Origin of the sequence: Burkholderia sp. BDU5 (assembly GCF_001522845.1) — a bacterium.
In the GTDB taxonomy this organism is placed as follows: Bacteria; Pseudomonadota; Gammaproteobacteria; order Burkholderiales; family Burkholderiaceae; genus Burkholderia; species Burkholderia mayonis.
The window spans coordinates 141,830-161,997 of record NZ_LOWC01000157.1 but is presented as its reverse complement, the minus strand read 5'-3'; the positions used below and the strand labels follow the sequence as shown (position 1 = coordinate 161,997).

23 protein-coding genes and 1 pseudogene are annotated in these 20,168 nt (G+C 63.9%); 18 read left to right on the top strand and 6 right to left on the bottom strand.

Going from position 1 to position 20,168, the window contains the following annotated elements; genetic code table 11:
* Positions 1 to 106: 106 nt before the first annotated feature.
* The 16 genes from WS69_RS24850 (at position 107) to WS69_RS32190 (ending at position 12,785) form a co-directional block, all read left to right on the top strand.
* Positions 107 to 661 carry a hypothetical protein gene (locus tag WS69_RS24850; RefSeq protein ID WP_059473305.1) on the top strand — a complete coding sequence of 185 codons (555 nt, stop codon included), beginning with the start codon at positions 107 to 109 and terminating at the stop codon, positions 659 to 661.
* A gap of 6 nt (positions 662 to 667) precedes the next feature.
* Positions 668 to 1,081, top strand: coding sequence for a gp436 family protein (locus WS69_RS24845; RefSeq protein ID WP_059473304.1), 414 nt, complete (start codon positions 668 to 670; stop codon positions 1,079 to 1,081).
* A gap of 4 nt (positions 1,082 to 1,085) precedes the next feature.
* A complete protein-coding gene (locus WS69_RS24840) occupies positions 1,086 to 1,754 on the top strand; it encodes a DUF1834 family protein (RefSeq protein ID WP_059473303.1) in 669 nt (222 codons plus the stop codon).
* Complete coding sequence (locus WS69_RS24835) at positions 1,751 to 1,978, top strand: DUF2635 domain-containing protein (protein ID WP_059473302.1); 228 nt, start codon at positions 1,751 to 1,753, stop codon at positions 1,976 to 1,978. The genes WS69_RS24840 and WS69_RS24835 overlap by 4 nt, the downstream gene beginning before the upstream one ends.
* A 3-nt stretch (positions 1,979 to 1,981) precedes the next feature.
* Positions 1,982 to 3,403 carry a phage tail sheath C-terminal domain-containing protein gene (locus WS69_RS24830; RefSeq protein ID WP_059473301.1) on the top strand — a complete coding sequence of 474 codons (1,422 nt, stop codon included), beginning with the start codon at positions 1,982 to 1,984 and terminating at the stop codon, positions 3,401 to 3,403.
* A 29-nt stretch (positions 3,404 to 3,432) separates the two neighbouring features.
* Positions 3,433 to 3,810 carry a hypothetical protein gene (locus WS69_RS24825; protein ID WP_038779318.1) on the top strand — a complete coding sequence of 126 codons (378 nt, stop codon included), beginning with the start codon at positions 3,433 to 3,435 and terminating at the stop codon, positions 3,808 to 3,810.
* Positions 3,807 to 4,205, top strand: a complete 399-nt coding sequence (locus WS69_RS24820; protein ID WP_059473300.1) for a hypothetical protein — start codon at positions 3,807 to 3,809, stop codon at positions 4,203 to 4,205. Before WS69_RS24825 ends, WS69_RS24820 begins: the two co-directional genes overlap by 4 nt.
* Positions 4,206 to 4,335: 130 nt before the next feature.
* Entirely contained in the window at positions 4,336 to 6,588 is a 2,253-nt protein-coding gene (locus WS69_RS24815) for a phage tail tape measure protein (protein ID WP_059473299.1), read from the top strand.
* 1 nt (position 6,589) lies between these two features.
* Complete coding sequence (locus WS69_RS24810; protein ID WP_059473298.1) at positions 6,590 to 7,900, top strand: DNA circularization protein; 1,311 nt, start codon at positions 6,590 to 6,592, stop codon at positions 7,898 to 7,900.
* Positions 7,884 to 9,008 carry a phage baseplate assembly protein gene (locus WS69_RS24805; protein WP_059473297.1) on the top strand — a complete coding sequence of 375 codons (1,125 nt, stop codon included), beginning with the start codon at positions 7,884 to 7,886 and terminating at the stop codon, positions 9,006 to 9,008. The genes WS69_RS24810 and WS69_RS24805 overlap by 17 nt, the downstream gene beginning before the upstream one ends.
* A complete protein-coding gene (locus WS69_RS24800; RefSeq protein ID WP_059473296.1) occupies positions 9,005 to 9,607 on the top strand; it encodes a phage baseplate assembly protein V in 603 nt (200 codons plus the stop codon). Before WS69_RS24805 ends, WS69_RS24800 begins: the two co-directional genes overlap by 4 nt.
* A gap of 65 nt (positions 9,608 to 9,672) precedes the next feature.
* On the top strand, positions 9,673 to 10,023 hold the full coding sequence (locus WS69_RS24795; protein ID WP_059473295.1) for a phage GP46 family protein: 351 nt from the start codon (positions 9,673 to 9,675) through the stop codon (positions 10,021 to 10,023).
* Positions 10,023 to 11,090, top strand: coding sequence for a baseplate J/gp47 family protein (locus WS69_RS24790; protein WP_059473294.1), 1,068 nt, complete (start codon positions 10,023 to 10,025; stop codon positions 11,088 to 11,090). Before WS69_RS24795 ends, WS69_RS24790 begins: the two co-directional genes overlap by 1 nt.
* Entirely contained in the window at positions 11,087 to 11,659 is a 573-nt protein-coding gene (locus WS69_RS24785) for a YmfQ family protein (RefSeq protein ID WP_059473293.1), read from the top strand. The genes WS69_RS24790 and WS69_RS24785 overlap by 4 nt, the downstream gene beginning before the upstream one ends.
* Before the next feature lie 2 nt (positions 11,660 to 11,661).
* Positions 11,662 to 12,594 carry a glycine-rich domain-containing protein gene (locus tag WS69_RS33770; protein WP_156438380.1) on the top strand — a complete coding sequence of 311 codons (933 nt, stop codon included), beginning with the start codon at positions 11,662 to 11,664 and terminating at the stop codon, positions 12,592 to 12,594.
* Positions 12,591 to 12,785, top strand: coding sequence for a hypothetical protein (locus tag WS69_RS32190; protein WP_082716456.1), 195 nt, complete (start codon positions 12,591 to 12,593; stop codon positions 12,783 to 12,785). The genes WS69_RS33770 and WS69_RS32190 overlap by 4 nt, the downstream gene beginning before the upstream one ends.
* Here the strand turns inward: WS69_RS32190 and WS69_RS24780 are convergent.
* Complete coding sequence (locus WS69_RS24780; RefSeq protein ID WP_082716455.1) at positions 12,782 to 13,771, bottom strand: class I SAM-dependent methyltransferase; 990 nt, start codon at positions 13,769 to 13,771, stop codon at positions 12,782 to 12,784. The genes WS69_RS32190 and WS69_RS24780 overlap by 4 nt on opposite strands.
* Here WS69_RS24780 and WS69_RS32185 point away from each other — a divergent pair.
* Complete coding sequence (locus WS69_RS32185) at positions 13,761 to 14,159, top strand: hypothetical protein (RefSeq protein ID WP_082716454.1); 399 nt, start codon at positions 13,761 to 13,763, stop codon at positions 14,157 to 14,159. The two genes, WS69_RS24780 and WS69_RS32185, sit on opposite strands and share 11 nt — an antisense overlap.
* Before the next feature lie 94 nt (positions 14,160 to 14,253).
* On the opposite strand, the gene WS69_RS34330 is transcribed toward WS69_RS32185, so the two are convergent.
* The 4 genes and pseudogenes from WS69_RS34330 to WS69_RS24760 all read right to left on the bottom strand — a co-directional run bounded on the left by WS69_RS34330 (position 14,254) and on the right by WS69_RS24760 (position 17,183).
* Positions 14,254 to 14,871 (bottom strand): hypothetical protein, encoded by a 618-nt coding sequence (locus WS69_RS34330; protein ID WP_197419310.1) that lies wholly within the window; start codon positions 14,869 to 14,871, stop codon positions 14,254 to 14,256.
* A 67-nt stretch (positions 14,872 to 14,938) separates the two neighbouring features.
* A pseudogene (locus WS69_RS24770) lies at positions 14,939 to 15,296 on the bottom strand (DUF1493 family protein); the annotation flags it as partial.
* Positions 15,297 to 15,416: 120 nt separating this feature from the next.
* Complete coding sequence (locus WS69_RS24765) at positions 15,417 to 15,986, bottom strand: hypothetical protein (protein WP_059473343.1); 570 nt, start codon at positions 15,984 to 15,986, stop codon at positions 15,417 to 15,419.
* A 126-nt stretch (positions 15,987 to 16,112) separates the two neighbouring features.
* Positions 16,113 to 17,183 (bottom strand): phosphatase PAP2 family protein, encoded by a 1,071-nt coding sequence (locus WS69_RS24760; protein ID WP_059473290.1) that lies wholly within the window; start codon positions 17,181 to 17,183, stop codon positions 16,113 to 16,115.
* A gap of 553 nt (positions 17,184 to 17,736) precedes the next feature.
* On the opposite strand from WS69_RS24760, the gene WS69_RS24755 reads away from it, so the two are divergent.
* Positions 17,737 to 18,180 (top strand): hypothetical protein, encoded by a 444-nt coding sequence (locus WS69_RS24755; RefSeq protein WP_059473289.1) that lies wholly within the window; start codon positions 17,737 to 17,739, stop codon positions 18,178 to 18,180.
* Positions 18,181 to 18,427: 247 nt separating this feature from the next.
* Here the strand turns inward: WS69_RS24755 and ppx are convergent, their stop codons facing one another.
* Complete coding sequence (gene ppx, locus WS69_RS24750; RefSeq protein ID WP_059473288.1) at positions 18,428 to 19,942, bottom strand: exopolyphosphatase; 1,515 nt, start codon at positions 19,940 to 19,942, stop codon at positions 18,428 to 18,430.
* Positions 19,943 to 20,168: the final 226 nt, after the last annotated feature.

Below are 20,168 nucleotides of genomic sequence, written 5' to 3'. Positions count from 1 at the left end.
CCCGCGAGAGACGGCCGCGCGACGCCGATAAGCGCGGAGGAAGACTGTCCCGGAGCTGCGGCGCAATGGTGGGCTCCGGTTGGGTTCGAATTCACAGGAGAGGTTCATGAGCAAGAAACATCCGGCGATCAAGGTGGCGTCGGCGAAGGAAGGGTTTCGCCGCGCTGGCCATGTGTTCGGGATCGTGCCGAAAACGATCGCGCTGGCTGCGCTTCATCCGGACGCACACGCCGCAATCGTCGCCGACAAGTCCCTGGTCGTGGTCGACACGGCGATCCATCTCAGCGACGCGGAAGCGGCGGCGCTCCCGCATCACGACGCCGACCACGTGATCGCCGCGCTCGCAAATGCAGACACGCTGACGCTCGGCGTGAGCGAAGACGACGCGAAGCGCGCGCTGGCGCTGGCCGACATCGAAGCGGAGCTGGCGCAGCGCGAAGCGTCGATCAAGCTGCGCGAGGGCGATCTGAAGGCCGCCGAAGACGAATTCGAAGCTGCCGAAGCGGACCTGAAACGCCGCATTGCCGAATTCGACGAGCGCCACGCGGGCCTCGTCACGCGCGAAAGCGATCTGCTCGCGCGCATCCAGGCATTCGAGGCCGAGCAGGAAGCCGCGAAATCCGGCGGCAAGTCCGCGCAGTCGGCCGGCAAGAAGAGCTAACGCGCCATGTACGCCACCGTCGAATTCATGATCGGCCGCTTCGGACAGCGCGAGGCAATCTCGCTGTGCGATCGCGAGCGCACTGGCGACGTGAACGCCGTCGTGCTGTCCGACGCGCTCGACGAAGCGAGCGCCGAGATCGATACGTATCTGGCGGGCCGGTACGCGCTACCGCTCGATCCGCAGCCGAAGATGCTCGCGGGCGTGTGTTGCGACATCGCGCGCTATCGCCTGTGCGGCGGCGAAACCGTCATGACCGACGAAATCGACAAGCGTTACAAGGCCGCGATCGCGTTCCTGAAGCTCGTCGCGGCCGGCGACGTCACGCTCGGCTCGACGACGACGGGATCAATTCCGCAACCCGACAACTCCGTTCAGTTCGTGACCGGCACGCGCGTGTTCGCTCGCGAGAACCGATAACGCCATGCCCTACGTTCCGATCGTCACTGCAGTTGAGCTTGGCGTCGTCGACCGCCTCACGCGCGGCCTCGGCAATATGGTCGCCGAGGTCAAGACCTACGGCGGCGAATTCGATGACGACGAACTGGAATCCGTCGTGCGGCGCTTCCCGGCCGCGTGGGTGACGTTCGGCGGCGTGAAGCGCACCGATCCCGTCGCGACGAGTCGATCGAAGTGGAAGGCCGAGGCGACCTTCGTCGTGATGGTCGGCGCACGCAGCGTTCGGAACGAAGAAACCAGTCGGCACGGCGGGCCGGCGCAGATCGAGGTCGGCACGAACCTGCTGATCTCGGCCGTCCGCTACCTCCTGAACGAGCAGGACATGGGCCTGCCGATCCGGCATTTCGCGCCGGGCGCGATTCGCACGCTGTTCAACACGAAGGTCCGTAACGACGCCATGTCGGTCTACGCGCTCGAATTTCATACCGCGTGGGTTGAAGACACGCTATTCGTCGGCGCGTTTCCGCAAGGCAGCGTCGAAGGTCCGCTCGGCGAGGTGTTCGAGCAATACGACGGCCAGCTCGATCCGCCGACGCCGGACTGGAAGTCGACGCTGCTGCGCTACTACCTGCAACCCGGCACCGATCGCCCGGCCGACGCGGTGGATCACATTGAGATGAAGGAGAAACCATGAAAGTGAAAGCCCGATCCGGGCTGCGTGTCCCGATGGAACACGCATCGCGCCAGTACATCACGGTCGCTGAAGCCGTCGATGTGCCGGATACCGCCTATTACCACCGCCGCGTCGCCGACGGCGATCTGGTTGTGGAAGCTGCGCCGGCCGTGGAGTCGAGCGTCGACGTCGCGCCGAGTCCCGCGGTTGAATCGAGTGCCAAAAAAGCTGCGAAAGGAGCCTAACCGATGGCAAGCCAGAACATCGCTTTCGATACGATCCCGTCGGGCATCCGCAAGCCGGGCAAGTATTTCGAATACAACACGAAGCTCGCCGTGCGCACGCTGCCGGCGAACGATCAGACCGTGATCATCGTCGGGCAGCGTACCGCTGACGGGACGGTCCCGGCGCTGAAGCCGATCGATGTGTTCTCCGGCGACCAGGCGGCGCTGTACTTCGGCGCAGGCTCGCTCGCGCACATCGCGGCCGTCGCGGCGATCACGGCGAACAAATACGTCAGCCTGACGGTCATCGCCGTCGACGACGCGCAGGCCGGCCAGCCGGCCAAGGGAACGGTCGAGTTCAAGGGGCCAGCGGCGACCGATGGCGCGTTCGCGCTGATCATCGGCAACACCCGGGTCGACATCGCCGTGTACGCGACCGACACGGAAACGGCGATTGCCACGCGTCTCGCGGCTCAGATCGCGCAGAAGACGGCGCTGCCGGTCACGGCGGATTCGGTCAACGGCAAGGTGACGTTGACGACGAAGAACAAGGGCGCGTTCGGCAACGACATCGTCCTGTCTCAGCTCAACCAGGCAGCCGGCGTCACGGCGACGATCACGGCGTTCACGGGCGGCCTGAACGATCCCGACATCGCCCCGGCGCTCGCGGCCGTGTACGGCGCGAAGTACAACGTGTATGCGACGTGCTGGCCGACGAAGGAATCATTGACGAAGCTGCGCACGCACCTGGACAGCATCTCGGGGCCGCTCGAACAGCGTCCGGCAGTGAGCGTCGCTGGCACGCCCGCGACGCTCGCCACCGCGACCACGCTGGCCGGCGACCTCGACGCGGGCCGGATCACGATCGGCTGGCACCCGGGTTCGGTGTGCTTGCCGGCCGAGATCGCCGCCGCCTATGCGGCCGTCATCGCCAGCGAGACGGACCCGGCACGGCCGCTGAACACGCTCGCGCTGACCGGTCTCGACGTGACGCCGATCCCGTCGCAGCCCGGGCGCACCGAGCAGGAGAAGGCGCTGCACAACGGCGTGACGCCGTTCGAGATCGGCCCGGGCAACGTCGTGCAGATCGTCCGGTCGATCACGACGTACACGAAGGATGCGCAGGGCATCGATGATCCGGCGCTGCTCGACATCACGACGATCCGCACGCTCGACTACGTTCGCAAGGCGTGTCAGCAGCGCATTGCGCTGCGGTTTCCGCGCGAGAAGCTGTCGGAGAAGACGCCGCCGAAGGTGCGTAGCGAACTGCTCGACGTGCTCTACAAGCTGGAAGAGCTGGAAATCATCGAGAACGTCGACGCAAACAAGGACAAGCTGATCGTCGAGCGCGATCTGCAGGACGTCAACCAGCTCAATGCTGCGATCCCGTGCGACGTCGTGAACGGGTTGCACGTGTTCGCCGGCCGGATCGACCTGATCCTGTAACACCCTTCGCAACACTATAGGAGCCAGCTATGGCATTGGAAGAATACGTTGGCGCGATCGTGCTCGAGGTCGACGGCCAGGAGGCCGAGGTCGTGAGCGTGTCGCCGACGTCGAAGACCGGCAAGAAGCCGGTCAAGACGATGAATCGCACGGGCCGCGTCAAGGGCTTCGCGCGTGGCGTCGAGGAACACGAGCTGAAGGTGACGGTCGTGATCCCGCTCGACGGCGACGAGATCGACTGGTTCAACATGGAAGGCGGCAAGCTGACCATGTTCCCGGTGTCGCCCGGCGGCCAGCGCGTGAGCTATTACGACTGCGTCACGCTCGACATGGGCGATCAGTACAGCGTGGAAAACGAGGCGCGCCGCGACCTCACCATCTTCTCGACTCGACGGGTGACGGAATGAGCATCATGACGGAAAAAGGTTCGCTGGACTACGGCATCGAATATCCGGCCGGCAGTGGCCAGTATCACTACGACTTCGAGCTGCGTCTCGCGACGGTCGACGACAACATCTCGGCCTATGAGCATCCGTCGATCCTCGGCGGCGGCGTGTCGAACATGCGCGTCAACGCGGCGATCATCTCGTCGTGCCTGCTGTCGCTCGGCACTGTCCCGAAGGAAGAGATCACGCCCGAACTGATCGGCACGGCGATCGACGTCGACTATGACCAGTTGTACGCCGTGCAGGAACTGCTCAAAAAAAAGCGAAAGGAAAGGAAACCCACCTCCGCAACTTCCGACTCGCCGTCCTCGTCCTCGGACCCTGCGGGTTCAGCGAAGAGCGAGTCCGGAACCTGAGCGAACCGGAGCTGGAGGGTTACCTGTCCGCGTTCGCCACGCTGCGCGGACAGGGTTCGAACGGTCGCCCCGGGAAGACCGGGCCGACCGTTAAAAGCATGCGGCGCAAACGCCGCAAGGGTAAATAGGAATGTCTCGCGATCTCGCCGTCGGCATGACCATTCGGATGCGCGACCAGGTGTCCGCGCCGGCGCAGCAATCCGAACGCAATGTCCAGCGCAGCGTGCGCCAGACGGCGCAGACCTATACCGACGCGTCGCGCGTCGCCGTGTCGACGAGCCGGATGCTGTACAACGTTCGCATGACATCCGGCGCGCAGGCCGAGCAAGCGGTACAGCGCAATGTCGCGCAGACCGAGGCGGCGTATCAGCGCGCGAACCGTAACGTGCTAACCGGGTCGCAACGGCTCGCCAATGCCCGTCAGCAGCTCGACATTCGATCGGAACAGACGATCCGGCGCGAAATCGATCAGACGGTCGCGTCGTACAACCGACTCGCGCGGGCCGGCTTCTCGTCGTCGAACGAACAGGCGCGCGCGTTCGCAGCCGTTCAGCGCAAGGTCGCCGAGCTGAACAAGGAACTTGGCAAGACGGTCGAACGGGAAAGCCTGCTGGCTCGCGGCTCGCACGGCATGCTGCGCGTCGGCGAAGGGATTGCCGGAGCCTATGCGGGCGCGCGTGTACTGTCCGGCCCGGTGGGCCAGGCAATGCGGTTCGATCAGCATCTGGCGATGATCGCGAACACCAGCTATCGCAACCTTGCACCGAAGGATCGCGTGAAGGCCACCGATGAGCTGCGAGCCGTTGTTTACGCGGCTGTTCAGGAAGGTGGCGGGACGCTCGACCAAGCGATGGAATCCCTCGAAAAACTGATGGCTCACGACGCGCTTGGACACAAAGCCGCGTTCGAGCTTCTGCCGAAACTGCAGCGAGGCGCGCAAGCCGAGGGAGCCGACCCGGTCGACCTGGGCAACGTCGCGGTCAAGGCCGTGCAGAACTTGCGCTTTGAAGAGCACGACACCGGGCGTGTGCTGGACATGGGGGCGGTCGCCAGCCACATGGGTGAATTCAAGTTCCCGGACCTGAGCCATTACCTTCCGGCGCAGATGGCGGCCGCAGGCAATGCGGGTTTCTCGGGCGCGCGCGGCTACGCGAAGATTCTGGCGCTGAACGAAACCGCGATGTCCACGGCCGGCACCGCCGGTCAGGCCGGCACGAACGTGACCGACCTGCTCAACCAGATGTCGAGCCGGGAGCTGGCGCACGCGGCGAAACGCGCCGGCATCAAGGATTTCGAGGGCGTCAAAATGCGGACCCTGGCGCGCGGCGGCGACATGCTCGACGCGATTGAGGCGACGATCGAGACGATCTTCAAGAGCGACAAGAAGTACCAGGAAATCCAGCGCAAACTGAAAACCGCCAAACCGGGCGAGGACAAGGAATTGCTGACGGACATGGCGAACCTGCTGCAGGGTTCGGCGATCGGCAAGCTGTTCGGCAACCAGCAGTCCGTGATGGCGCTGACCGGCTACATCACGCAGAAGCACAAGCGGCAGGAGGTGTATGAAGCCGCCATGCACGAATGGGATCGCGGAGGCGGCACGATCGCAGGCGACTTCGACGTCGTGAAAGCGATGGACGGGTTCAAGGCGCAGCAGCTCAAGAACGAGGCCGAGATCGCGGAGATGGACGCCCTGCGCGGATTGAATCACCAGCTCGGCGACGCGGCGTCGAAGCTCGCGAACTATGCGAAGGAATACCCGGGCCTCGCGAAAGCAATTGCCGGCACCACGCTCGCATTCGAAGGGCTGACGGCCATCCTCCTGGGCGCGGGTCTGATGCGGTTTGTGACCGGCGGCCGCGCTGCCGGCGCCGTGGCGGCAGCCGATGCCGGGCTGGCGAGCGCAGGTGTCGCAGGCGCGGCCAGCGCAGCGGGATTCGGCGCGCGGTTCGCCGGCATGGCGAAAGCCATCGGCACGCGTGGTGGCCCATTGCTGGCGATCGCAAGCGGCCTCGAGGCGTTTTCGATCGCGGGCGATCAGTCGAAGACGGCTGACGAGAAGAAAGCCGCTTACGTCGGTGTTGCCGGCGGTGCTGTTGGTGGTCTTGCCGGGATGGCTGCTGGTGCGGCGACCGGCGCGGCGCTTGGCTCGGTCGTTCCCGTCGCAGGCAACATCGTCGGCGCGGGCGTCGGGGCCGTCGCCGGATACTTCGGCCACGAATGGGGGGAGAAGCTCGGCAAGATGATCGGCGACTCGATCTTCGCGCAGAAGAAGGACGAGAAGCCGCCTGTTGTCGAGGGACACTTCACCATCAATCTGGACGGTCAGCATCTCTACGACTTCGTCACGATGGCCGGCCAAAAGGCGGCGCGGAGATTCTGATATGGCATGGAAAGATAGCCTGCTCGATGCTTCGTTTCGCGGCGTGCCGTTCGACGCGCAGCGCACGGACGATACGATCGACCGCGATACCGCTGAGTACGCGGTGCCGCACGTCGACGGCGAAGACGTTGAAGATCTCGGCCTGAAGGCGCACACCACCAGTATTACCGCGATCTTCTTCGGCGACGATTACGAGGATCGGATGCAGGCGCTGCTCGGCGCACTCGCGATCAAGGGGCCGGGCGAACTGATCCATCCGGTGTTCGGGTCGATGCCGAGCATGCAGCTCATTGGCGCGCACGTGTCGCATGATGCCGAGAACGTCGACGCGTGTGTGATCGAGATGCGGTTCAAGCGCTCGACGCCGGCCAATCCGTTCTTCATTGAGCAGCGGCCGACGCAAACCGCTGACGCCGCCGCGCAGCTCGCGACCACCGCGCAGGATGCCGGCACCAGCATGTTCGAGCGAGCAGTCGGCCTGCTCAAGACGATGAAGGCTGGCCTGCGCCGACTCAATGCTTTGCGCGATGTCCTGAGCGAGACGCTCGGTCCGATCACGGCGCTTGTCGTCGGCTTTCGACGTGCGACGGTCGATTATCTGTCCTGGCCGGGCGCGTTCGCGTCGGACCTGATCGGCCTGGTCAGCGGTATCGCGGATTTCCGTTCGTTCGATCCAGGACTCGTCATGTCTGACTGGAACGACATGCGCGACCAGATGAAGACGGTCGTGAAGCTGCCTGCCGCGTCGGCCGCTGGCCAGCCGCTCGTCATTCCTGGCACGCAGGCCACGACGGCCGCACCCAGCAGCTCGACCGACCCCGCCACGCCGTATGCGCCGGCACGTCCTAGCACCGTTGCCGCTGACGCATCGGACATCCAGCTCGTCACGGCCGTCACGGCGGTTGTCGTCGCCACGGTGACGGCCAGCGTCGCATCCGCCGTCCTGGCGAATGAGGCCGACACACCGACGCTGACGCCGGATCAGGTCGAGCAGATCGCGAACGATACGCGTGAATTGATCCAGGCCGCGATCGACGCCGTACGCGCGGCCGTGCCGGTCGAACAGGCTCGGCCCGTTATCGAGCCGTTAAAAGAGACGGCACTGTCGGTGCAGGAGCTGGCGATCAAGGTGATCGACGTCCTGCCGCCGATCATTTCGCGCACGGTTGATGCGCCGTCAAACCTCACGTTGCTGGCGCATCTCTGGTACGGAGACTATTTGCGCTCGACGGAGCTTCTTCGCCTGAATTCACAGATCCGCAATCCGAACTTCATTCAGCGAGGAGACATTGTCCGTGGCTTCGCCCAATAACGATGTGACGCTGCTGATCGGTGGCAAGGCGCATAGTGCCTGGTCGTCGTATTCGATCGATTCCGATCTGCTTACGCCGGCCGACGCGTGGGACGTGCGCCTCACGCGCCCGTCCGGCAAGATGCCGGACGCCGTCAAGTCGGGCGCGCACGTCGAGGTCAAGGTCGGCGACGATACCGTGCTCGTCGGCTACGTCGACCAGGTGCGTCGCCGCACCAGCAAGACCGAGAAGACGCTGTCGATCAGCGGCCGGGACTATGCCGCGATCCTGCGCGACTGCTCGGCACCGATTTTCACGGCTAAACAGGTCACGTTAGCGGAGGTGGTCGCGAACATCGTTAAACCGCTCGGGATCAGGAAGATTCGTATCGACACGGCGCGCGCGCAGTCGACGTGGGACAAGATCAGCGTCGACCCGGGTGACACGGCATGGGACGCGCTCGTTCACGCGGCCGAGGGTGAAGGTTTGTGGCCGTGGTTCGATCCGGACGGCACGCTCGTGGTCGGCGGGCCGGACTACAATGCCCCGCCCGTCGCGAGCCTGATCCTGCGCGAGGATGGTAAGGGCAACAACGTCGAGTGGTTCGACGAGGATTTGTCGATCGCCGAGCGACACTCGGAAGTGACGGTGCTCGGCCAGGCGCACGGCACCGGATCGAAGGCCGGCAAGCACGCCATCAAGGCGACCGTGAAAGACAAGGATGTGCCGGTGTACCGCCCCAAGATAGTCGTCGACCACGACGCGCCCAATCTGGCAGCGGCCGAAGCGCGTGCGCGCAAGATCATTTCCGACTCGGCACTCGCCGCGCACACGCTGCGCGCGAGCGTCAAGGGACACCGAACCTCGGACGGCGTGCTGTGGAAGCCGGGCCAACGGGTGCACGTCGTATGGGAGGAATACGGGATCGACGCCATCTACTTCCTGATGGCGCGTCGATTCACGGGTGGCCGTCCAGGCGGCACGCACACGACGCTGACCCTGAAGGAAGATGGCGTGTGGATTCTCGACGCGCATCCGCATTCGGGCCGCAAGCATCGGAAGAAGAAACGCGGCGGACCATCGATCGAAGTCACGGACGCCACCATCGACGCGAGCATCATGAAATGATCAAGGACATCGACAAGCGCATCCAGCGTGCGGTTTCCGGCATTCGGCAAGCCTTCCGAGGAATGATCGGTGGCGTGCAGACAAACGGCCCGACCGCGACCGTTCGCGGCGAAGGTCTCGCTGGCGAGAACATGGTCGACCTCGAACTATTCCAACACTACGGCTACACCAGTTCGCCGCCGGCCGGCACGATGATGGTCGTGGTGCCGGTCGGCGGCAAGACGAGTCATGGAATCGTCATCGCGACCGAGCATGGTCAGTATCGGTTGAAGGCGTTGAAGGCTGGCGAGGTGGCGCTGTACACGGACGAAGGTGATTCCATCGTCCTCGCTCGCGGCCGCGTCATCGACATCAAGACGAAGACGCTGAACATCGAAGCCGAAGAATCGGTCAACTTCAAGACGCCGACCGTCAATATGGATCACGCGCTCAACGTGGCCGAGCAGATCACCGGCAAGGGCGGCATGTCGATGTCGGGTGGCGACGGCGCGCGCATCGACAGCCTGAACGTCGACAAGGATGCCGTGATCAGCGGCAAGAGCTTCAACGGCCACAAGCATCCGGAAACGGGCAGCGTCACGGGCACCCCTGTCGCCTGACATCAGCGGCACTCACTGACCTCCATCATCTGAATTGTCCACGCGCGCGCGATCACAATCGCGGCATGGACGCACTTCTGAACCCGCAAACTGGCGGATATACCGGCACGCAAACGACGACGCTTGCGAATGCCGTGTATATCCGCCTTGCCACACCGCTCGGCTCCTGGTGGGCCGCGCTCGACGTCGGGTCGCTGCTGCATACGCTGGCGCGCGAGAAAGATACGCCCCGCGTGCGCCGTCTCGCCGTTCAATACGCCGAGCAAGCGCTCGCCCCGTTGGTCAAGGACGGCCGCGCGCGCAAGGTGTCGGTGTCGTCCGCGTCCGCCGAAAAAGGCTGGCTCATTCTGCTCATCGAAGTGGTCGACGCCACGGGCGACGTTCGCCACTTCCAACATTCGGTCAAGGTGTCGTAATGCCGGCAACCGTTCTGACTCTCGACCAGATTCGCGAAAACATTCTTCGCGAGATCAAGAATCAGCGCCCGGAAGCCGACGTCGGGCCGGATTCGGATCACTTCGTGCGCGCGAGCGGCACGGCCAGCGCGATCGAAGGGCTGTACGCGCACCAGGTCTGGACCGCCAAGCAGATTTTTCCGGACACGGCCGACGAAGACAAACTCATTCTTCACGCGCGCCTGCGCGGCATCGAGCGCAAGCCGGCCGTCGTCGCGAGCGGCACCGCGCGCGCGACGGGCAAGCCCGGCATCCAGGTCGCCAGCGGTATGAGCGCGAAGTACCAGGACGGCACGGCCTATGTGACGACGAGCGGCGGCACGTTCGACGCGACGGGCAATCTCGTTGTCGCCGTCTCGGCCGTCGACGCCGGCATCGTCGGGAATCGCCAGGATGGTGACGCGCTCACGCTCACCGTGCCGCCGGTCGACATCGACGCGACGCTGACGATCGTGAGCCTGCGCGGCGGCACGCCGATCGAAACGCTCGACAGCCTGCTCGCACGCCTGTTGCAACGCATCCGTCGTCCGCCAGCCGGCGGCAACAAATACGACTACTGGCAATGGGCGATGGAGGTGCCGGGCGTGACGGCGGCGTTCGTTTATCCGCTGCGACGCGGACTCGGCACGGTCGACGTGGTGATCGTGACCGAGGATGGCCTGCCTTCTAACGATGTGTTGAAGTCGGCCCAAGCGCACATCGACGATCAGCGGCCGGTGCGAGCCAAGGATACGCGCGTCGTCGTGCCGTCGATCAAGCCATACGACGTCACGGCGGCCGTCAAGCTGAACGGCATCACGCTCGATGCGGCCCAGGCCGCCGTGGAATCCGGTCTCGAAGCCTATAACGCGATCGTATCGCCCGGTGACACGGTCATTCGCAACCGCATCGGCGGTGTCATCAACGACACGCTCGGCGTCGACGACTACGTACTGGATAGCCCGGCGGCCAACGTCGTTCCGGTGGTCAATGCGCAGGTGATCGAGTGGTGCCGGCTCGGCAAGGTGACGTTGAGGCCGATGGTATGAACGAACACGCCGAGTTGCTCGGGCGGCTGCTCCCTCCCGTCTCATACGATCCGCGTGAGTCGCATCTCGCAGTCGAGCTGGCTGCCGAGGGGAAGGCGCTCGATCGCGCATTCGCCGACGCCGAAACGATCGTGAACGGCATCACGCCGTTCTTCGCACAGCAGCTATTGCCGGATTGGGAGCGTGTGTGTGGCATCACGCCGGCCGTGGACACGACGCTGCAGCAACGCGTGTCGATCGTCGTCGCGAAGGTCAATGAGACCGGCGGCATGTCGATTCCGTATTTCACGCGCCTCGCGGCCGCGCTCGGTTATCGCATCGAGATCATCGAGCCGGACCCGTTTCGCGTCGATGAAAACTCGGTGGGTGACGCGCTATGGATCGAGGACATCATCTACGAATGGGGCGTGATCGTACACGGCTCGCCTTCGCTCGAAATCTACTTCCGCGTCGACGAGAGCGCGGTTGGCGAGCCGCTCCTGACATTCGCAGACCCGATCCTCGAATCCGTGTTCCAAGACCTGAAGCCAGCCGACACGTTCGTCTACTTCATCTACCAGGAAGAGTAATCATGCAGCGAATCAACACGCCGGATGGCAACTGGCAAGCGGGCGATCCGTCGCAAGGGATCAAGGGAACGGTTGTTACGCGGCCCTTCATGCAAGCCGTGCAGGAGGAACTTGCTGCCATTCCGGAAGCTATTGGGTTGGTGCTTGATCCGAACAACAATACCCAAGTGTTGGCGGCACTCCGGTTGCTGTTTGCCAAGCTCAACGGCGACTCGACACAACTTTTCAGCATTGCACGTGCAACTCAAGCGCAGCATGCCCTGCGTTCCGACCAGGCGCTTGGCCTTTATCTCGGGGCGCAGGTGTTTTCCGCTAGTGGCACGTACATGCCGGGGACATACATCCTCGCCGGACGTATCGTAACGGCATCGAAAGCGCGCTTTCGGTTGGTGGGCGGCGGTGGCGGCGGCGGCGGATGCGGTGCGACCAACGCATCTCAATCTGCTGCTGCATGCGGCGGTAATGGTGGGGAGTACAAGGAATTTATCGTACCTTCCGGGCTTTCGAGTCAAACGATCACGATCGGCGCTGGCGGTGCCGGTGGCGCGGCCGGATTCAACTTCGGCAGTCAGGGCGGCACGACGAGCATTGGCTCATTAGTCAGTGTAGTCGGAGGTCTGGGAGGCTCGGCAGGAGGTGCTGGCGCGCCTCCGTACATCAACACCGGTCAGGCAAACAATGGCGGCGGCACTCCATCCGGAAACACCATTGTTTGGCGTGGTTGTTCATTGGGAGGGGCTGGATTAGCATCCTCTCTCGCCTATGTGCTCGGTGGTCAGGGCGGCGATTCGCCATTCGGCGCCGGTGGCAAAGGTGGCTCAGCACCGTCCTCACCTGGGGCAGGCGGTGGTGGTGGAGCCGTTGGTGCCGGCGCCACCGCTATTGGAGGCGCTGCAGGGTCAAACGGCTTAGTTCTTGTAGAGGAATACGCATGACAACCACAGGCTACGCAATTGTCGAAAACGGAGTGGTGACGAATGTCGTCGTATGGGATGGCAATACCGAATCGTGGCAACCACCGGAAGGTACGACGGCAAATGTCTTGCCGCCGGACTCGCCTGTCGGCGTGGGGTGGACGACGGCCGACGGCGCGAATTACATGCCGCCGCCGCGTCCCGACCATTAACGCGGCCGGAGGAATACGAGCGTTTGGAACGGGTCCTGCAGAAAGCAATCAGTTCCAACGATGTCCCAATCTTGCCAGTTGGCGCGGATGTAATCGAGTGAGATCGACGTATCGCCATATGTGATGTCGCCGTCGATGGCTTGCCGATCGTGAGGGGTATAGGCAAAGCCTCGCGTGGCGTGATCTCGTTTCATTTGCTCGCGATCGACCTTGTTTTGCGCCTCTTCGTGGTGGTCCCAGTAGGACAGCGGTCGCACGGTAATCACCATCATGCCGTTCTCCTTGATGGACTTGCGGCATGCAGTGATCGCGGCAGTGGCGGCCCGCTCGGAGAGGTGTGTGAAGACGGAGAAGGAGTAGATCAGGTCGAACTTCGCCTCGGGGAACGGCAGCGAAAAGGGCAAGTAGTCCGAGACGGCCAGATGGGCCTGGACATTGCTCTGTTTGCAGAGTTCGATCGACCGATCCCACGGATCGCAACCATAAATATTATCCGGAGCAGTGAACTTGTACATGAGCCGAATCAGGCGGCCCCATCCACACCCGAAGTCGAGAATCTCCGCATCGTCGAGTCCGCGACCGTTGAAGCGCCTATATCCATTCTCGAGCGCGCGCACGAATGCGCAACTCTGCATGAGTAAAGGGTATCCGGCCGAGCCAGTCCACGAAATCTGCACACCCTCTGGTGCCATCGCGGGGATGGCAGCGCGCACGTTGACGTATTCTGCAGGCACGTAGTTCAAGACGTCGGCTACGGCATCGATGGGCATGGAGCGGAGTGCTCTGAAGATGGCAGCTTTGTCGTTCCCGGCCATGGCAAGTGTTTCGTAGAAATCTTGGCGATCCATTGTTCCCCTCGTGGACTTGTTTGTTTGCGGATGATACCGCGTCTGGGTGACAGACCAGAATTTCCACTCTTCCAGTGATATCCAGAGGGCGGTTGCTTCACGTGCCAAAACATGCGCGAAACCGACCATGAAACCCATGTGTTTTTACTGTAACCAACCTGCGACGTTGCTCTGTGACTTCAAGCTTGGTTGGCCAATCGGTGGCTATGAACGCGGCCGCGACGGCATCGAGTTCCCGGTTCGCGCCTTAGCCGCACCATACACGTGCGATGTGCCGCTATGCCGCGAGCATGCCCAGTATCGCGGTTGGCTGCATGTTTCTGCCGGTCGCAAATCGTACTTCGACAGCTACGACTACTGCCTGGAGCACATCGACGTACCCGATGCGAGCACGACCCTGATGCCGGAATCTGAGGCGGATCGTCTACGGCGCGCCGTCCGGGCCAATGCGCAACGTCGTCTCATGCGAAAGCGTGGAGTGCCATATCCGATGCCAGAGATGCCCCAGCAGGGCGAATTGTTCTGATGAATACTGAGGCAATCTCTTTGCGTTCCTTTTGTGCCAATTCCAGCGCGAAGGGCGGTGCTGGTGGGAGTGCTAAAACGGTCGCGAAACAGTGTCAAATCGCGCGCGACGTTACAGGATGCCCGCTATCGCCAGCAGTTCCGCCGGGAACGATTATGACTTCGTTTGCCACCACGTAGTCCCCCTCATAGTCCAGCTCCGCCGTAATCCATAGTCTGCTGCCCAACGGGACGACAACTCCCGTCGCATCGTCGAACTCAACCTTGGGCAGAAATGTGTACCCATCGGGAGGCATCATGTTTATCGTCCGAGAGAACAGCCCGGACACCGGGGAATCCTGTGGATCGACGACAGTCCCCACGGGCTTCCCTTCAGGAATCTGCTGTATCGCCACCTTATAGGCGTCCCTCTTGGGATCTAGGCTCACCTCGTTGTCGAGAGGATTCTTCGAACAGACGTGAATCACGAGCAACCCAAGATTGTCGTGGTAAGGAAAAACTTGCGCTGATACCGACAGGTTGATCGCCCAGTCTGTCGCACCAGCGATGGCAAACTTATAGAAGGCCCATCCACCGCCAGCGAATACGGCGATGATTGCCGCCCACTTTGAAAGCGGGTCCGCAATACGCGCCAGGCATCGAATGAGCGACCTCAACGCCCTCGGAATCGCGATACGAAGGACTTCCAGACGCCTGCGACCGGGCTGCTCCATCGATGCCCCCGTTTGCGATCCGCAAAGAGTTTGGGCACTTCTCAACCACGCTTACTCGCTCTGCCGTTTCAATCTCAGCCGTATCCCACCGCCCCTGCCGCATTGCCTCAGCGAGCATCCTGGAGCAGCCCAAGCGTCAACGGGACAAGCTCAGGGTCTCGGTACTTCTTGGAAAATAGCCCAAGGACCGACTTGATCACGTCGAGACTCTCGGGGCCGAAGTACCGGTTGTATGGAAAGCCTTGAGCTGCAACGCCGAATGTCTCAGCCCATTTATCAATGAACTCAACGGCATCAAGACCAGTCAGGCGAAGGTCCTCTTCAAGTCGGCTGTCCGGCGTCAATTTCAGCGAACCTCCGAAGATCGGCCGCCCAAGCTCTTCACGAGCGAAGGCTTCGAGTTGATCCCAGATTGCATCTGCCATTACTGCACCCGATCTTCTGGTTTCACGATCCGGTTATGGTCCGCGTCCGCGCAAGACGAAGCGCGACGCCGCAATTCGTTTAATCGAAAACGAAACGACACGCCAGGCCCACGCCGTCGATCATTCGATCACGCTATTCCGATCGCCCTTCAATAAAAGCTGCGGCACCTGACTAAACCGATACTTCCCGCTCGCGGCATCGAGATCGAACACCCAGACGAGATCGAAGCGATCGTCCGGCCATTTCTGCGGCACCGTGTCCTTGCCGAGCGGAATCGCATCGGCGATCGTCGGAATATCCTCGTGCTGCCACGCGATCAGCACGCTCCCCTTGCTCGCGACGGCCGCCTCCGCCAGCGCCTTTTCCTGTCCTTTCGTGTAAGTGTCGCAGATCGCGAGCCCGAGCTTGTGCGCGAGCGGCGTGATCGTGTCGATCGGCCGCTCGCTCTTCGCATGCTTCGCGACCGCCGCCGCGAACAGGCAATCGGGCGTCGCGAGCCCGGCGCTCTGCAGCGAACCGCGGCTCGGCGCGAACAACACCGCGAGCGCACCCGCGCGTTGCCAGCCGAACACGGTGAGCGCTTCGACGTCCTGCTCGCCTTTCGCGTTCACGCCGTACGGCGCATCGTCGCCGGTCGATTTCTCCGCGTGCCGGACAATCATGATCTTGTGGGCGGTCGGGCTGGCCATATGCACATCCTCCTTATCGTTCTTCGTCGACGGCGAGCGAACGCCACTCGATGCGAGCATCCGCTGTCATCCGTGATAGCAAGCGAATCCGGCAAAAGCAATGGTGTCGCGCGGCCCGCGTGCAGATCAGGCGTCGCCGTTCGATCTGGATGCGTGCGCGTCGCGTCGTGCGAATGCCATGTCGCTGCCGGCCGGCGGCTCGGCGACCGCAAGCCGCCCGCGCACAACAGACGCCGCGCGGTCGACGCCGAGGTTCTCGCCGCTCGCATATCGGTGCGCGACGATCGCGGCGAATGCGACGAGCAGTCCCGACAGCACGTCGATCAGATAATGCCCGCCCTGCGTCGGCGTCGACGCGATCATCCAGCCGTTGAACAGCAGCGCGAGCGGCGCGACGACGCTCACGCGCCGCAGTGCATACGCGAACAGCACGCCGAGCACCGTGTGGAACGACGGCAGCGACACTGTGCCCTGCAGCGCCGCGGGGTCGAAGGCGTGCAGCGTCCCGTCCCGCAGCCGCACGAAATCGCTCACGCTCGACAATGCGGCCAGATCGGACACCCGGAAATGCAGGAACGCGCTCGCCGCCGGAAACGGCGCGGAAATCAGGAGCACCAGCACGCTCGTCATCATGAAGAGCACGACGAACTCCGACAGTGCTTCGTCGCGCCCCGTCAGGCCCAGCCAAATCGGGATTCCGATCAATTGCCACTTCGCGCTGTCGTACGCGAACGCGAACGCGCGCTCCAGCGCCGGATGCGAGAGGACCCGGTCGTAGACGGCCGGCCAGTCGAAGCCGAAACGTGCGTCGAGGCGAATCAGCACGTCGTCGACGAGCGGCGGCCTCAATGTCACGCAGAGATAGGACAGGATGCCCGCCGCCGCGACGAACGCGGCCAGGAGCGCCAGCCACGCAAGCGTGCGGCTGGCCTCGCGATAGCGGAAGCGTGTCGCGGCCTTCGCGTAGCGCGGCACGCGCGCGACGCCGTTCAACACGATCGAGAACGCCGCGCACACGGCGATCGCCCGCGCGGCGGCAGCGACACCCGACCATTGCAGCGCGTAGCCGCCCGCGCGCAGCCACGCAACATCGACGAGCGTCACCGCGGCGCACCACGCCCAGCCGAGGCGGTAGCGGCGCCGCGCGTGCGTGCCGCGGCACGGGGCGTCGGATGGAACGGCGTCGGCACGATGCATCACATGTTCACTCTTGTCGTACGAATGGTCGCACACGGCGCGCTTTCCGGCGCGGTTCGATGGATGCGGTCGCGTGCGGCGTGCCCAAGACGGCGGGACCGATCGCTCGGGTGTTGTGCATCGCCCATCATAGATCGCATGCCACGCTAGAGTCGATCGCTGAGAACGCGCATGTCCCCAAGCGCACATCGCTCATGTGCACGTCGCCTACGCGCACGTCGCCTACGCGCACGTCGCCCACTCGCGCATCGCGTCCCCCTCGCTGCAAATCCGCACGCCTCCAACCAAGCTGCTCGCAGACGCGCCCGTCTCACCCCCCCAAGCCAATCCGCCTGCGCGTGCCGAACGTTTTCGCTATCATCAGGCGAACTGCGCCGACGAGTCCGCACCGGCAACCCGCGCCGATCCGTCAGGCTCGAGAGAAGAAAGCCGATCGAAAGGACCGCGACCTCGATGCCGCACACGACGCCGCACACCTTTCCCGCCCGATTCCGATCAATCGGCCCACCTTGGGCCGCCGACAACCTGCCGCCCGTCCGGCATTCACCATCGCATGAACGATTCACTCCGCCTCATCATCCGACTCCTGATCCCGATCGCGACGCTCGCAAGCGCATCGCCCGCGCTCGCCGATGCACAAGTGCTCGACGCCGCGCTCGACTGCTCGTCGACAGGCCACGCGTTCGTCGCGCCGCTCGTCGCGAGCGGCGCGATCCGCTCGCAGCCGATGCACGTCGAAGCGAACTCGATGAACGCGTTCCGCACGAACCGCTCGCTGACCGCGTACGGCTTTCCGGTCTACGTCGTACTCGGCTATCAGGCGAACGATCCGATCTTCACGCACGGCGACGGCGAGCCGATCGGCGACTGGGCGTACGGCGTCGTCGTGCGGGGATCGAAGAGCGCAGTGGAAGCGAAGGTGCGCGAGGCGGGCAGCCAGGCGGTCGTCAAGAATGCGTTTCCGTTTCTGACGGCGATCGTCTGCACATCGCCGTAAGCATCTCGAAATGTGCGGCCGCTTGCGCCGCGTGGCCAGCACCGCGTCGACGGCCCGCCCCATCCCGCCCAGGCTTGCGCACGATGCGCACGGCGGCATGCGCGAGCCGAAGCTCGACACGCGCATATGCGGCAACGGTTCGGCGCGCCGATCGCGCGACGGCAAAGGAAAACCCGCGTACCCGCGCTCGCGGCACAAACGCGGCAACAAACGCAACCACAAAACGTGCCGCGACGCCGCAACCGAATCACGCCCCCGTATAGACGACGCGATACGGAATCCCGACCTTCTCCCACTCGGCCGCCTCCTGGCTGAGGCTGTAGTCGGTGAGCGGATTCTGCTGAACCCACGCGCTCGGCAGGTGCACTTCGTAGCCGCCTTTTTTCATCTGCGCGACGTTGATCTCGGGCAGGCCGGCGTCGTTGCGGCGCCGGCACAGCAGCGCGGCGAGGCGCAGGCAGAACAAGAGCGGCCATTCGACGTCGCGCGACTGCGACAGCTTGCCGAGCTTGCCCACGTGACCGAGCACGAGCGCCGCGAGGCGCGCCTGGTCGGTGCGCGAGAAGCCCGGCATGTCGGCGTTGCTCGCAATGTACGCCGAATGCTTGTGGTAGGCGCTGTGCGAAATCGACAGCCCGATCTCGTGCAGCGCGGCCGCCCAGCCGAGGAAGGTGCGGCTTTCCTCGCGATCCTCGCCTTCTGGCTCGCCGAGCTGATCGTAGAAGCGCGCGGCGAGCGCGCCGATGCGCGCCGCCTGTGCGCGATCGACGCCGTAGCGTCGCATGAAGCCATCGACCGTCACCGCGCGCATGTCCTCGTGCTGGGTCCGGCCGAGCAGGTCGTACAGCACGCCGAGGCGCAGCGCGCCGTCCGTCGTGTCGACGTAGTCGATGCCGAGCTCCTCGAACACCGCGAGCATGATCGACAGTCCGCCCGCCAGCACCGGCACGCGGTCGGATTTCAGTGCGACGAGCTTCAGGCGGTTCACGTTCTCGGCCTTGATGATCGCGCGCTTCAGGCGCTCGAGGCCGCCGCGCGAGATGCCGTGCGACACGCCCGCGTCATTGAATCCGTTCGCCTCGACGAGCTCCGCGAGCGCGCGCGCGGTGCCGGACGAGCCGATCGCCTGATCCCACCCCGCCTTCTTGTAGTCGCCGGAGATGATCTGGATCTCGCGCTTCGCCGCGAGCTCGGCCTGCCGCATCGTGTATTCGTCGACGTTGCCGGCGGGGAAGAACGCGCGGCTGTGGCTCACGCAGCCGATGTAGAGGCTTTCCATCACGAGCGGCGTGTAATGCTGGCCGATGATGAACTCGGTCGAGCCGCCGCCGATGTCGACGACGAGCCGCTTGCCGGCGCTCGCCGGCACCGAATGCGCGGCGCCCGCGTAAATGAGGCGCGCCTCCTCGCGGCCCGCGATCACTTCGATCGGGAAGCCGAGCGACGCCTCGGCCTCGGCGAGAAACTCGCCGGCATTCTTCGCGACCCGCAGCGTGTTGGTCGCCACCGCGCGCACGTGATCGGGATGAAAATCGCGCAGCCGCTCGCCGAAGCGCTTGAGCGCTTCCCAGCCGCGCTCCTGCGACGCGCGGTCGAGCATCTTGTCGCGAGACAGGCCGGCGGCGAGCCGTACGGGCTCGCGCAGCGCGTCGACGGGATAGATCTGGCTGCCGGCGGGCGTCTCCTCGACGCGCCCGACGATGAGCCGGAAGCTGTTCGAGCCGAGATCGACGGCAGCCAGTAAATGCGGGGATGTAACCATCGAGGGGGCTCCGTTCTCGCCTGGCCGCGCAGGCGAGGCCGCGCGCACCGAAAAGATCAAAGGCGCCATTTTAAGCGCTGCGCGGCTTCCGGTGTCGGCGGCGGCCGGGTGTCGCATACCTTCATTGTATCTAGAGGGCACTTTTATGAAATCCCCGATTTTCGAGCGTATGATTTGGCGACCAACATCAAACCGTCATCACTACGTCATCGCACCGTGAGAATTT